Raw genomic sequence first — 13965 nt, forward strand, 5'->3', positions numbered from 1 at the left:
CGGGCACACTTCTTCGCGTTCCCGGAAGGGCGCGGCCGAACCGGCCCGGATGCGACGAACCGTCAGTCACCGGCCCCACCAGCCACGGTGACATCCCCAGTCACCCGCGTGTTCCGCCCGCGGTCTCCCGTCCGTCATGTACGCGCCCCTACGATCGGCCCGCACTGACGAGGACGACGGCAGGAGGCGCTCATGGGAACGCGCGAGTCGAACCGCGAGTCGAACGAGGACACGACCGGCACCGGACGGCGGGCGCTGCTCGGCGCGGCGGTGCTGGGCGCCGGCGGAGCGGTCCTCGGCCTGGCCGGCACGGCCAGAGCCGACGGAACCCGGCACGGCGGCGGCGGACTGGGCAGCCTGCCCAAGCCGACGATCATCGGCCACCGCGGCGCCAGCGGCTACCGCCCCGAACACACCCTGGGCTCGTACCAACTCGCCCTCGACATGGGGGCCGACATCGTCGAGGCGGGCGACCTGGTCCCGACCAGGGACGGCCATCTGGTGTGCCGTCACGAGCCGGAGATCGGCGGCACCACGGACGTCGCCGACCACACCGAGTTCGCGGGGCGCAAGAAGACCAAGGTCCTCGACGGCGTCTCCACCACCGGCTGGTTCACCGAGGACTTCACGCTCGCCGAGCTGAAGACGCTCCGCGCCATCGAGCGCATCCCGGCCAACCGCCCGCACAACACCCTCTACAACGGCCGCTGGGAGATCCCCACGTTCGAAGAGGTCCTTCGCTGGCAGGACGAGCAGACCCGCAGGCGCGGCAAGCAGGTCTGGATCTACCCCGAACTCAAGCACCCCACCTACTTCCGCAAGCAGGGCCTGCCGCTGGAGGAGCGCGTCGCCAAGCTTTTGCACAAGCACCGCAAGGACCGGCGGACCTCCCCGGTCGTGCTCCAGTCGTTCGAGCCGACGAGCGTCCAGCGGCTCAACAAGCTCGTGGACAACCCCCTGGTCGTCCTGCTGTCGTCGGCCGGCTCCCGCCCCTGGGACTTCGTCGAGACCGGCGACCCGCGTACCGTCGCCGACCTGGTCGAGCCGGCCGGCCTGCGGGAGATCGCCTCGTACGCGCAGGGCATCGGGCCGACCCTGGACCTGGTGATCCCGCGCGACGCGCAGGGCCGGCTCACCCGGCCCACCACGCTGGTCGCCGACGCGCACAAGGCGGGCCTGCTCCTGCACCCCTACACCCTGCGCAACGAGAACCCCTTCCTGCCCGCCGAGTTCCGCAAGGGCACGGACGCGGACGCCTACGGCGACGTCTTCGGCGCCTACCGGGCGTACTTCGCGACCGGCATCGACGGTGTCTTCACCGACCAGCCCGACACCGGGCTGCTGGCGCGTGAGGACTTCCGCGACCGCTGACCGCGTCAACTCCCCGGCTCACACCGCCCGGTCGGGTGAGCTTGTGCCGCCCGGGCAACCCACGGCCCGGGCGGCCGCGTCGCACCGCATATGACGCACGACCTGGTCACCGCCCTGCGCCCGCTGCTCACCGCCGAGGCCGCCGCGGAGGCATATGCCGCCGGAACCGAGGCGGGTGATCTGGAGCAGGCCGTCTGGCTCCGCCTGCTGGAGCGCCTGGAGGCCGACGGCCCGCCGCACGACCCCGGACAGTGGCTGCGCAGGGCGGTCCGGTCGGAGGTCCGCCGTGCCCGCCGCACGCGCCGTCTCGAACGGCCGTACCCCGCCGAGCCGGTCGACGACGGCGGCCGGGGCGACCCCGAGCAGCTCGCCCTCGCCGCGGCCCGCGGGCGCGCACTGCGCACGGCCGTGCGCCGCCTCCCCGGCCGCTGCCCCCGGCTGATGGAGGCCCTGCTCGCACCCGAGGACCTGACCTACCGCGAAATCGCAGGGGAGTTGGGTATCTCACAGGGAAGTCTCGGCCCGGAACGTTCCAGATGCCTGGGATGTCTGCGCAGATTGCTCGCACCGGAGGTTGCAGGCCGCTGAGGACGGGGATAGGAGTGGGGGACCATCGGTGATCAGATGAGCGGAAGGCGTGCGCACATGGGCATGAGCGTGACCATCTCTGCGGCGACCGAGCAGGACGCGGAGCAGATCTTCAGGCTGCAGTACCTGTGCTTCCAGCCGGAGGCGGCGCTGTACGGCAACTACCGCATCGACCCGCTCGTCCAGACCCTCGACTCCGTGCGCGAGGAGGTCACCCGCGACTGCGTCTTCGTGGCCCGGCTCGGCGACGAGGTCGTCGGCTCGGTCCGCGGCTCGGTCACCGAGGACGGCGCGGCCGTCATCGGCAAACTCTGCGTCCACCCCCGCCTGCAGGGGCACGGCATCGGGGCCCGGCTGCTGCGCGCGGCCGAAGCGGCCCTGGCCGGCCGGCACGGCGCGACCCGCTTCCGCCTCCACACCGGCCACCGCAGCGAGGGCACCCTCCGCCTGTACCGCAAGGTCGGCTACCAGACGGTGGGCACGTCCCAGGGCGCCGACGGCGTACCGATGATCGTCCTGGAGAAGCCGGCGACGACGTACGCGGCGACCGCCTGAACCCGCCTGGCGGGGCGCACGAGGCGCTCCGCGCGGTCCGGCGCCGCCTGCGGTACCTCAGGCGGCGCCGGCGTCCCGCGTGCGCGAGGCCCGCAGCCAGTAGATCGCGGTGAGCGGCAACAGCACGGGGATGAAGAGGTAGCCCATCCCGAAGTCCGACCAGACCGTCGCGTCCGGGAAGGCGGACGGCTCGACCAGGGTCCAGGTGCCCACCGTCAGCACCCCGACCAACTCGGCGGCGCAGCACGCCAGCGCGACCCTGCGCGCCGTCTCCCCGCCCCGCACCAGCGTGTACGTGATGAACCCGTACACCACCCCGGCCACCGCCGACAGCGAGTACGCCAGCGGCGCCCGGTCGAACTCCGTGGCGATCTGGTACGCCGAGCGCGACACCGCGCCGACCACCATCACGCCGTACAGCCACACCAGCAGCGTGCCCGGCCCGGAGGCCAGCCGTCGCCGGTCCACCTCAGCCCGCCCAGATGTCATAGAGCCGCACCTCCAGCACCGCCAGCACCACACCACCGGCCGCCACCGTCACCGAACCCCACCGGGTCCGCTCGGCCAGCGACATGAACCCCGCCGCCGGGACGCACGCGAACGCCCCCAGCAGATACGCCACGAAGATCGTCGTGCCCTGCTCCGGCTTCTCGCCCCGCGCCAGCAGCACGATCCCCACGATCAGCTGGACCAGCGACAGCAGGGTGACCACGGCCATCCCGATGAAGTGCCAGTCCTTGGTCGGCTGGTCGCGGTAGGCCGCCCAGCCGCACCAGGCGGCCAGCAGCAGCGCGGCGACGCCGGTCACCAGCGTCAGGACAGTGAGCATGCAGCGACCCTATTACGCCCGGGACGGCCCCCTGCTCCGGGCCCTGGCCTGCGCCGTAGGGTCGAGGGCATGACGATCCACGCGCAGGCCCTGCTGTTCGACAACGACGGAACCCTCGTCTCCTCCCTCGCCTCGGTGGACCGCTGCTGGACCCGGTGGGCCGCGGAGTACGGCATCACCGCGCAGGAGTTCGCCCGGGTCGAGCTGCACGGCCGGCCCGCCGCCGAGATAGCCGCCGACCTGCTGCCCGCCGAGGTGGTGCCGCAGGCCGTCGCACGGATCGAGGACCTGGAGGTCGAGGACGTGCCGCGCGGTGGCGTGCGCCTGCTGCCCGGCACCCGCGCCTTCCTCGACGCCCTGCCCGCCGACCGCTGGGCCGTCGTCACCTCCGCGACCCGGCGACTGGCCGAGGCCCGCCTCGACGCCGTCGGCATCCTCCCCAAGACGCTGGTCGCCGCCGACGACATCACCCGCGGCAAGCCCGACCCCGAGCCGTACCTGCTGGCCGCCCGCGCGCTCGGTGTCGACCCCGCCCACTGCGTCGTGTTCGAGGACGCCCCCGCCGGGCTCGCCTCCGGCCGCGCCGCCGGAATGACCACCGTGGCGTTGACCACAACCCACCGGGCCGAGGAACTCCACGCCGACCTGGTCGTGGAGAACCTGTCGGCCTTGTCCGCACTGGTCACCGACCAGGGCGTGGAGATCTCCCCGCGCGCGTGAGCAAGCCGGTCCGCCCGCCGTCCCTGTCCATGGGTGTCCAGCATCCGGACAGCGGCGGCCGGTCAGGACCGTACACATGTTTTACTTGCCGCATGACCACGACGAGCGACCGCACCCCCGCGACCGAGGCGACCATGACGCCCGGTGCTCGTTGTATGTGTCGAATGTGCGCCTTCTAGAGGGCCCCTGCACCACCCGAGCTCGCGCCCCGAAGCGAGACCGCGGCCCGTCCGCACGCCCTGAGCGGTGCGTGACGCGAAGCCGCCCGCGCACATGTTTCTCCCCGGTTCCCCTTTCCCGTGAGAACCGTGTCGCGTCCCTGACCGAATGCACCTGTGCCCGGGCACACCCACGCCCGCGCACTCGACAGTGACGGAAACCCAGTGATCACCACATCGGGCCTCACCAAGGTCTACCGCTCACGCGGCCGCGAGGTCACCGCCCTGGACGGCGTGGACCTGCACGTCCGCGAGGGCGAGGTGTACGGCGTCATCGGCCAGTCCGGCGCCGGCAAGTCCTCGCTCATCCGCTGCGTCAACCTCCTGGAACGCCCCACCTCCGGCACCGTGACCGTCGCCGGGCAGGACCTCACCGCCCTGGCGGGCCGCGGACCCCGCGCCGGCCGGGAGCTGCGGCGGGCGCGCAGCCGGATCGGCATGGTCTTCCAGCACTTCAACCTGCTGTCCTCGCGCACGGTGCAGGACAACGTCGAACTGCCGCTGGAGATCCTCGGGCGGTCCGGCAAGGACCGCTCCCGCAAGGCCCTCGAACTGCTCGACCTGGTCGGCCTCGCCGACAAGGCCGGCGCCTACCCGTCCCAGCTGTCCGGCGGCCAGAAGCAGCGCGTGGGCATCGCCCGCGCCCTGGCCGGCGACCCCAAGGTCCTGCTGTCCGACGAGGCGACCAGCGCCCTGGACCCCGAGACGACCCGCTCGATCCTGGCGCTGCTGCGCGACCTGAACCGCCAGCTCGGCCTCACCGTCCTGCTGATCACGCACGAGATGGACGTCGTGAAGTCGGTCTGCGACTCGGCCGCCCTCATGGAGAACGGGCGCATCGTCGAGTCGGGCACGGTCAGCGAGCTGCTCGCCACCCCCGGTTCGGAACTGGCCGCCGCGCTGTTCCCGCTCGACGGCGAGGCCTCGGGCGCGGACCGGACCGTCGTCGACGTCACCTTCCAGGGCGAGAGCGCGACCCAGCCCGTCATCTCGCAGCTCGCCCGCACCTACAACATCGACATATCGATCCTCGGCGCCGCCATCGACACCGTCGGCGGCCTCCAGGTCGGCCGGATGCGCATCGAACTGCCCGGCCGCTACGAGGACAACGTCGTCCCCATCGGCTTCCTGCGCGAGCAGGGCCTGCAGATCGACGTCCCGGGCCACGAGTCCGTACTGGTGAAGGAAGGTGCCAAGTGACCTGGTCCGAGATGCAGCCCCTGCTGACCCAGGCGTGTTGGGACACGCTCTACATGGTCGGCTGGTCCACGCTCATCGCCGTCGTCGGCGGGCTCCCGCTGGGCGTCCTGCTGGTCCTCACCGACCGCGGCGGCCTGCTGCAGAACGTCGTCGCCGGCAAGGTCATCGGGCAGGTCGTGAACATCGCCCGGTCGCTGCCGTTCATCATCCTGATGGTCGCGCTGATGACCTTCACCCGGTGGATCACCGGCACGACCATCGGCCGCGAGGCCGCCATCGTGCCCCTGGCCGTCGGCGCCATCCCGTTCTTCGCGCGCCTGGTCGAGACGGCCGTCCGCGAGGTGGACCACGGACTCGTCGAGGCCGTGCAGGCCATGGGCGGCAACACCTGGACCATCGTGCGCAAGGTCCTCGTCCCCGAGTCCCTGCCGTCGCTGATCTCCAGCACCACCACCACGGTCGTCGCCCTCATCGGCTACTCCGCCATGGCCGGCACCGTCGGCGCCGGCGGCCTCGGCGACATCGCCATCCGCTACGGCTACCAGCGCTTCGAGACCCAGCTCATGTGGATCACCGTCGCCATCCTCGCCGTCGTCATCTCCCTGATCCAGTTCGCCGGCGACTACGCGGCACGCTCCCTGCACCGCCGCGGCGCCCGCTCGGGCCCCGCCCCGAGACTGCGGCTCCTCAAAGCCGCCTCCTGAACTCCCCGTCCCCACCCATGACGGGGCAGCACCACCCCCAGGCCATAAGGAAAGGCACTTTTCGTGCGTAACACTGCCAAGATCACCACCGCCGTCCTCGCCGCCGGAGCCCTCACCCTCGGGCTCGGCGCCTGCGGATCGGGCGACTCCGGCTCCGGGTCCGACGGGCCCCTCGTCGTCGCCGCCAGCCCGGCCCCGCACGCCGAGATCCTCACCTTCGTCAGGGACAACCTGGCGAAGAAGGAGGGACTCGACCTCGAGGTCAAGGAGTTCACCGACTACGTCACGCCCAACACCGCGACGCAGGACGGGTCCGTCGGCGCCAACTACTTCCAGAACAAGCCGTACCTCGACGACTTCAACAAGAAGAACGGCACCGACATCGTGCCCGTCGTCACGGTCCACCTGGAGCCGCTCGGCCTCTACTCGAACAAGGTCGACAAGGTCGAGGAGCTCAAGAGCGGTGCGACCGTCGCCGTCCCCAACGACACGGTGAACGAGGCCCGCGCCCTCAAGCTCCTGTCGGACCACGGGCTGATCACGCTCAAGGAGGGCGTCGGCAACGCGGCGACCCCGGCCGACATCACCAAGAACCCCAAGAACCTCAAGTTCAAGGAGCTGGAGGCGGCCCAGACCCCGCGCTCCCTCGACGACGTGGACGCCTCCGTCGTCAACGGCAACTACGCCCTGGAGTCCGACCTCAAGCCCTCCGAGGACGCCCTGATCCTGGAGTCCCCGAAGAACAACCCCTACGGCAACTTCCTCGCCGTGAAGAAGGGCAACGAGGACGACCCGCGCGTGAAGAAGCTCGCGAAGCTCCTCACCTCGCCCGAGGTCAAGAAGTTCATCCAGGACGAGTACGCCGGCTCCGTCCTCGCCTCCTTCTGAGCCCCCGCCCGGCCATCCGCACGTGACGGGCCCTGCCTCCCGGGTGAGGCAGGGCCCGTGATGCACTCACGTGCTTCCATGCTGCATGCTGGGCAGTTCAGCAGGCCCTCGAGGTTCACCGAAGGTTACGGAGCGGCGCATGACGAGCACCTTCCCCAACGTCTCCATCAGCACGGAGCGGTTGGTGCTGCGTCCCCTCGACGAGGACGACGTCCCCGCCCTGGCCGAGATGATGAACGACGAGCAGGTGACGGCCTGGATGCCGGTGCCCCAGCCCTTCACCCGGAACGCGGCCCGCGCCTGGATCGCCGCGTACGTCGGGGAGCGCGACGAGGGGCGCGGAATCGCCTTCGCCGTCACCGAGTTCCTCACCCAGCGTCTGGTCGGCCTCGTCCAGCTCGCCAGGACCAACTGGCGCGTCCGCGCCACCGAGCTGTCGTACGTCATCGCCCCCTGGGCCCGCGGCGAGGGCTATGCCTCCGAAGCCACCCTCGCCACCGCACAATGGCTCTTCGCGGACCAGAAGTTCGAACGCATCGAACTGCGCACCGCCGCCGACAACACCGCCTCCCAGCAGGTCGCCCAGAAGATCGGCTGCATCAGCGAGGGGGTTCTGCGCAACGCCTGCATAGCCCGCGCCCGGGCCGAGGACGGCACCTGGGCCGACATACGCACCGACTACATCGTCTGGAGCCTGCTCCCGGAGGACCTCGAAGGCGTCGGGGAGCAGCTCCGCGACGGCTTCACCTCCTTCGGCGACTGGAACTGAGCGCGCGCACCCGCGGGCGGGCGGCCGCCCCGACACCGGCGCCCCCTCCCACATCCCCACCGGGTACCCTCACCAAGCCCGCCCCCGGGCGGCTTCCCCCGACGACGACACGCAGACGACCTGCGCGACCCCCTGGAGACTGACGACGATGGCCGACCGGGTCACGGTGATCGGCTGGGACGGTTCGCCGCTGACCGCCGCGGCGAGCGCCGCCCTCGGCGCCGCCACGCTGGTGGCGGGCGCCGCCCACCACCTCGCGCTGCCCGAGGTGCCCGCCGGCGCCGAACGCATCCGCCTCGGCAGCGTCGCCCTCGCCGCCCGCCGCATCGCCGCGCACCGCGGCACGGCCGTCGTCCTCGCCGACGGCGACCCCGGCTTCTTCGGGGTCGTACGCACCCTGCGCGCACCCGAGTTCGGCCTCGAGGTCGAGGTCGTGCCCGCGGTGTCCTCGGTCGCCGCCGCCTTCGCCCGCGCCGCCATGCCCTGGGACGACGCCCAGGTGGTCGTCGCGCACCGGCGCACCCTGCGGCGTGCCGTCAATGTGTGCCGCGCCCACACCAAGGTCGCCGTGCTCACCTCGCCCGGCGCCGGACCCGCCGAACTGGGCCTGCTCCTCGAAGGAGTCCACCGCTCCTTCGTCGTCTGCGAGGAACTCGGCACCGACCGCGAACGCGTCAGCGTCGTCACCTCCGACAAGGCCGCCGACCACACCTGGCGCGACCCCAACGTCGTCATCGTCCTGGGCGGCCCCGTCCGGCCCGAGACGGCCGGGGACAACGGCGGCTGGATCTCCGGCCGCGACCCGTCCACCGGACCGCGCGGCTGGACCCTGCCCGCCGGCACCTACGACGGCGTCCCCGGCGAGGGCGAGACGCAACTGCTGCGCGCCTCCCAACTCGCCCGCCTCGGACCGCGCCTCGGCGACCTTGTCTGGGACATCGGCTGCGGCGGCGGCGCCTTCGCCGTCGAGGCCGCACGCGCCGGCGCCGGCGTCATCGCCGTCGACAGCGACCCGGACGCCTGCGCCCGCACCGACGCCGCCGCCCGCCGCCTCGGCGTCCCGCTCCACGTCGTCCACGGCACCGCCCCGCACGTCCTGGAGAACCTGCCCGAGCCGGACGTCGTCCGCGTCGGGGGCGGGGGAGCGGCCGTCGTCTCCGCCGTGGCCGACCGGCGCCCCGAGCGCATCGTCACGCACGCCGCCACGCGCGACGCCGCCGAGCTCGTCGGCCGCGATCTGAGCGAACACGGCTACACCGTCGAGTGCGCCCTCCTCCAGTCCGTCGAACTCGACACCGGGGCCTGGACGGAGAAGGAGCGGAGCGTCGCGTTCCTGCTCAGCGGGGTCCTGCCGAAACGCGGCCTCTGACCCGGCGACCGTCCCCGTGATCGGTTTGTCGTACTGCGCGCGGTAGGCTGGCCGATCGCTGCACCGCACCCGGACACCCGGCACTTCGTCGGCCAATGTCCAAAAAGCCCGCCCGTTTTGGGGTGGGTGTGGTACGGCAGAACCGAAGGGCGCGCAACGTGGCGCAGTCCACAGCGGAACCGTCGCGGATCATGCTGCCGTGAGGGGGGTACGGCCGCAACAATGCCAGTGAGTGGCTTTGTCGCCTTTTCCGGCGGGCCGTTCGTGCCGCTGGGGACGCACGCTCGTTCTTCACTGCGGGGCGGTCGGTGCGCCGTTCCGGCGAGCTGGTCGTAGGAGCACTAACCGATGGGCGAGGGGTACGCATGACCGACACCGGCCAGGTCCCGGGCGAGGGACTGCCGGAGAGCGCAGGCATGGTGGAGCAGCCGGGCGCCTCCGCGCACGGTTCGTACACCTACCTCTCCGACGACTCCACCGAGGACGAGGACCTGTTGCTGCCGGGCGCCCAGGGTGCGTGGGGCAACGAGGTCCCGCCGCCCCCGCCGGAGCCGGTCGTCGAGACCGTGCACCAGCCGGGCCCGCACGAACTCTCCGGCCGCGACAGCGGCTCGGTCGACCTCGGTGGTGTCCGTCTGCCCGATCCGCCGCCCATCCCGCCCGTCTCCCCGCGCCGGCCGCTCCACCTCGGCCCGCCCCTGCCCGACAGCTCCGCCAGCCCGGTCCGCTCCCTCGCCGACCGCGGGCCCGCGGACGCGCCTGTGCGCCAGCCCGCCGTCGCACAGGCGGTGGGCCCCGAGTACCTGGACGCGCCCCGAGCCGCCGAGGCGCCCGCGGCCGCGCCCTGGGGTGCGCAGGCCGCGTCCCAGGTCCCGATGGCCGCCGGGACGGCCCCTGCGGAAACGGTTGTTCCGGAAGCGGGAGTTCCGGAAGCGGGTGTTCCGGGAGCGGTCCCGGCGGGCATGGCCCAAGCCGTCGCCACCCCGCAGGCGGCACAGCCCGCGCACGCGGAGCCGCAGGTGCCGGCGCAGGCCGGGGCCGTCGACCCCGCCGCTGCGGGCGCCCCGCAGGACGCCGCGCACCTCCCGGTCGCCGAGGCCGCGGCAGGCGTGAGTGTCGTGGCGGCCCAGGCGCCCGGAGCCGGGGCTCCCGGGGAGGCGGCCCGGCTGTCCGACCCCGTGGGCGCCGGTGCGGAGGGCGTCGGCCCTGACGCGGCTCGGCTCGCCGCCGGTGACGCCACGGACGCAGGGGCGGCCGAGAGCACCGCGGACCAGGCGCCCGTCGCCGGGCCCACCGCTGCGGAGACTGCCCCCGAGGGGGATCGAGCAGGTGCCGTCGCCCCGGAGCCTGACGCTGCCGTAGAGGGCCTCGCACCCACCGGCCCTGACGAGGCCGCCCCGACTGCCGTCGCAGCTCAGGCGGTTCAGGACGCTGTCGCGCCGCAGGCTGTGGTGGTGGAGCCCACCGGGCAGGCCGAAGTGGCGGTGTCCGGAGCCGCGGATGCCGCGCAGCCGGAGGCGGTTGACGCCGAGCCGGGCGCCCAGGCGGCGACTCCCGCCGAGCAGGGCCCGGTCCTTGCCGAGCACGCTCCGGCCCCTGCCGAGCACGCTCCGGTCCAGGCCGAGCACGCCCCTGTTCCGGCGGAGCAGGTCGTGGCTGTTGCCGAGCAGGGCCAGGCGCTTCCCGACCAGGGCACGCTGCCCGCTGACCAGGGAACGGTTCCCGCCGGCCAGGGCACGGTTCCTGCCGGCCAGGGCACGGTTCCTGCCGGCCAGGGCACGGCTTCCGCCGTCCAGGACACTGCTGTTGCCGAGCAGCACACGCCCGTCGTCGCCCAAGAGCCCGCCCCTGCCGAGCAGGGCCCGGTCGCCGCCGAGCAGCCCGCCGTCGCCGTCGACCCGGCGTCGGCCCCTCGGACGGCTGTCGCTGCCGAGGTGCCCGGCGCGGCGGTTCCCGCCGCGGAGTCGGCCACCCGGGCCGCCGAGACGGTGGCTGCCGTCGCGACCCCGGCCCCCGAAGCCGTGACGACGGCCCAAGCCGTACCGGCCCCCGAGGACACTCCGGCCCCCGAAGCCGCCCCAGCCCCGGAGACCGCCCCGGCCCCCGCAGCCGCGCCGGCCCCCGAATCCACCCCCTTCCCGGAAGCCCCCGCTGACTTGGCCCCCGAACCTGCCGTCGTGACCCCGCCCGAGGCGCCCGCCGACATCCCGGCCGGCGGCGTCCAGGCCGTTCCCGGGACCGAGGACCCGGCGGCCGGTGACCCGGCGGCCGGTGACGCGGCCCTGTCGGCGCCGGCCGCTCAGGCCGCGCAGGCCCCTTCGGCACCCGAGGCGCAGGCCGCCCAAGCCATCACGGCGTCACCGCGGATGACGGCCCCCCAGCCGCCCGCCGCCGAGGTCCCCGCCCCCGCGGCGGTGACCCCGGAAGCACCGGCCCAGCCGGCCGCCACCCCCGAGGCCGCGGCCACCTCCGAGGTCGCGGCCACTCCCGGTGACGCGACCGCGCATCGGGCGCCGGAGGCCGACCAGGCCCGGCCCGAAGCCGTCGCCCGGCCCGAAGCCCTCGCCCCGGTCCGGCCCGCCACGGCGGCGGCAGCCGAGCCCGCGCCGGCCCCCGCTGAAGCGGAACCCGCCCCCGAACCGGTCGGCCCGACGGCATCGGCCACCGCCCACGTCACCGTCGTCCTCCCCGCCAACGCCCCCGCGCCGGAGGAGAGCGGCACGCAGCCCGTGCAGGGCCCGCAGCAGTCGCAGTCCGCGCAGCCCGGCACGCCCGAAGCCGTCGTGCCCGTGCCCGCGCCCCGCGAGGGCGACGGCGACACGGGAATCGCCCAGAGCGCCGACGACCTGGACACCCGGGCCGCCGATCAGGAAGACCTGGAGGACCAGGAGAACCAGAGAGAAGAGAGCGCGGCAGCCGTGGCAGAAGCACGCCCCTCCACCGGCCCCGCCGCCCCCGGGTACGACCCCGTCGAGCGCGAGGCCGTCCTGAAGGTCATGCGCGAACGCCGGGACATCCGCAACGGCTTCCGCAGCGACCCCATCCCGCACGAGGTGCTGCTCCGCGTCCTGGAGGCCGCCCACCACGCGCCCTCCGTGGGCCACTCGCAGCCCTGGGACTTCGTCGTGATCCGCTCCGCCGACACCCGGCGGGCGATGCACGAGCTGGCCATGCGCCAGCGCGACGCGTACGCGAAGTCCCTTCCCAAGGGCCGGGCCAAGCAGTTCAAGGAACTGAAGATCGAGGCCATCCTCGACACGCCGGTGAACATCGTCGTCACCGCCGACCCGACCCGCGGCGGCCGCCACACCCTCGGCCGCCACACCCAGCCCCAGATGGCCCCGTACTCCGCCGCCCTGGCCGTGGAGAACCTCTGGCTCGCCGCCCGCGCCGAAGGACTCGGCGTCGGCTGGGTCAGCTTCTTCGACGAGCGTGAGATGGTGCGCGCGCTCGGACTGCCCGAGCACCTCGAGGTCATCGCCTATCTGTGCGTCGGTTACGTCGACGAGTTCCCGGACGAGCCCGAGCTGCTGCAGGCGGGCTGGTCCAAGCGCCGCCCGCTGTCGTGGGTCGTGCACGAGGAGACGTACGGCCGACGCGCACTGCCCGGAGAGGAACCGCACGACCTGCTTGCCGAGACCGTGGCGCAGATCCGCCCGCTGGACGCCAAGGCGCTCGGCGAGGCGTGGGAGCGCCAGAAGCGCATGACCAAGCCGGCCGGAGCGCTCGGCATGCTGGAGATCATCTCCGCGCAGCTGTCGGGCCTGTCCCGCCAGTGCCCGCCGCCCATCCCGGAGCCCGCCGCCGTGGCGATCTTCGCGGGCGACCACGGTGTCCACGCGCAGGGGGTCACCCCCTGGCCGCAGGAGGTCACGGCCCAGATGGTGGCCAACTTCCTCGGCGGGGGCGCCGTCTGCAACGCCTTCGCGACCCAGGTGGGCGCCGAGGTGTGCATCGTGGACGTGGGCGTCGCCGCCGACCTCCCGGCCACCCCGGGGCTGCTGCCCCGCAAGATCCGGGGCGGCACGTCCGACATGACGACCGGCCCCGCGATGACCCGCGAGGAGGCCAGGCAGGCCATCGAGGTCGGCATCGAGACGGCCCGCGACCTCGTCGCCGCCGGCAACAAGGCCCTCCTCACCGGTGAGATGGGCATCGGCAACACGACCGCGTCGGCCGCCCTGATCTCCGTCTTCACGGGCGCCGACCCGGCCGAGGTCACGGGCCGGGGCACCGGCATCAACGACGAGACGCTCGCCCGCAAGACCGAGGTCGTCCGCCGCGCCCTGGAACTGCACCAGCCGGACCCGGCCGACCCGATCGGGGTGCTCGCCGCGATCGGCGGTTTCGAGCACGCCGCCCTCGTGGGTCTCCTCCTCGGCGGCGCCTCGCTGCGCACCCCGGTGATCCTGGACGGGGTCAGCGCCGGTGCCGCCGCCCTGGTCGCCCGGGCGATCGCCCCGGAGGTCCTGGCCGCGTGCATCGCGGGTCACCGCAGCGCCGAGCCCGGCCATGTGGCGGCCCTCAACAAGCTGGGGCTGCGCCCCCTGGTCGACCTGGACCTGCGCCTCGGTGAGGGCACGGGCGCCCTGCTGGCCCTGCCCCTGGTGCAGAGCACGGCCCGGGCGATGCACGAGGTGGCCACGTTCGACTCGGCGGGAGTGACCGAGAAGTAGGGTCGAACCGTTTCCGGTGGCTTTGCGCCCGGCCGGGGTGCTCAGCCACCGGACACCTGTGCCGCGCGGAGGCCCGTG

The 13965-nt window shown here is 73.4% G+C and carries 12 protein-coding genes; 10 read left to right on the forward strand and 2 right to left on the reverse strand.

Going from position 1 to position 13965, the window contains the following annotated elements; translation table 11 throughout:
* The first annotated feature begins 192 nt into the window (after positions 1-192).
* The 3 genes from ACZ4M5_RS19710 (at position 193) to ACZ4M5_RS19720 (ending at position 2514) form a co-directional block, all read left to right on the forward strand.
* Positions 193-1371 (forward strand): glycerophosphodiester phosphodiesterase, encoded by a 1179-nt coding sequence (locus ACZ4M5_RS19710; protein ID WP_467738461.1) that lies wholly within the window; start codon positions 193-195, stop codon positions 1369-1371.
* Positions 1372-1461: 90 nt separating this feature from the next.
* Positions 1462-1959: an RNA polymerase sigma factor gene (locus ACZ4M5_RS19715; protein ID WP_467738463.1), complete on the forward strand. Its 498-nt coding sequence runs from the start codon at positions 1462-1464 to the stop codon at positions 1957-1959.
* A gap of 57 nt (positions 1960-2016) precedes the next feature.
* Positions 2017-2514 carry a GNAT family N-acetyltransferase gene (locus tag ACZ4M5_RS19720; protein WP_398110799.1) on the forward strand — a complete coding sequence of 166 codons (498 nt, stop codon included), beginning with the start codon at positions 2017-2019 and terminating at the stop codon, positions 2512-2514.
* A gap of 57 nt (positions 2515-2571) precedes the next feature.
* Here ACZ4M5_RS19720 and ACZ4M5_RS19725 read toward each other — a convergent pair whose 3' ends face one another.
* Entirely contained in the window at positions 2572-3003 is a 432-nt protein-coding gene (locus ACZ4M5_RS19725; protein ID WP_467738465.1) for a hypothetical protein, read from the reverse strand.
* Positions 2984-3343: a hypothetical protein gene (locus ACZ4M5_RS19730; protein ID WP_369197411.1), complete on the reverse strand. Its 360-nt coding sequence runs from the start codon at positions 3341-3343 to the stop codon at positions 2984-2986. Before ACZ4M5_RS19730 ends, ACZ4M5_RS19725 begins: the two co-directional genes overlap by 20 nt.
* Before the next feature lie 69 nt (positions 3344-3412).
* On the opposite strand from ACZ4M5_RS19730, the gene ACZ4M5_RS19735 reads away from it, so the two are divergent.
* The 7 genes from ACZ4M5_RS19735 to cobT all read left to right on the forward strand — a co-directional run bounded on the left by ACZ4M5_RS19735 (position 3413) and on the right by cobT (position 13887).
* Positions 3413-4063, forward strand: coding sequence for an HAD family hydrolase (locus ACZ4M5_RS19735; RefSeq protein ID WP_467738468.1), 651 nt, complete (start codon positions 3413-3415; stop codon positions 4061-4063).
* A gap of 383 nt (positions 4064-4446) precedes the next feature.
* A complete protein-coding gene (locus ACZ4M5_RS19740; RefSeq protein ID WP_467738470.1) occupies positions 4447-5481 on the forward strand; it encodes a methionine ABC transporter ATP-binding protein in 1035 nt (344 codons plus the stop codon).
* The gene (locus ACZ4M5_RS19745) at positions 5478-6185 is read left to right on the forward strand and encodes a methionine ABC transporter permease (RefSeq protein ID WP_467738472.1); all 708 of its coding nucleotides are present in this window, start codon (positions 5478-5480) and stop codon (positions 6183-6185) included. The genes ACZ4M5_RS19740 and ACZ4M5_RS19745 overlap by 4 nt, the downstream gene beginning before the upstream one ends.
* A 63-nt stretch (positions 6186-6248) precedes the next feature.
* On the forward strand, positions 6249-7073 hold the full coding sequence (locus ACZ4M5_RS19750) for a MetQ/NlpA family ABC transporter substrate-binding protein (RefSeq protein ID WP_467738474.1): 825 nt from the start codon (positions 6249-6251) through the stop codon (positions 7071-7073).
* A 139-nt stretch (positions 7074-7212) separates the two neighbouring features.
* Positions 7213-7842, forward strand: coding sequence for a GNAT family N-acetyltransferase (locus ACZ4M5_RS19755; RefSeq protein WP_467738476.1), 630 nt, complete (start codon positions 7213-7215; stop codon positions 7840-7842).
* A gap of 148 nt (positions 7843-7990) precedes the next feature.
* Entirely contained in the window at positions 7991-9211 is a 1221-nt protein-coding gene (gene cbiE, locus ACZ4M5_RS19760; RefSeq protein ID WP_467738478.1) for a precorrin-6y C5,15-methyltransferase (decarboxylating) subunit CbiE, read from the forward strand.
* Between the two features lie 365 nt (positions 9212-9576).
* Positions 9577-13887 (forward strand): nicotinate-nucleotide--dimethylbenzimidazole phosphoribosyltransferase, encoded by a 4311-nt coding sequence (gene cobT / locus ACZ4M5_RS19765; protein WP_467738480.1) that lies wholly within the window; start codon positions 9577-9579, stop codon positions 13885-13887.
* The last annotated feature ends 78 nt before the right edge of the window (positions 13888-13965 follow it).

Source organism: Streptomyces sp. NPDC026246, from assembly GCF_055567995.1.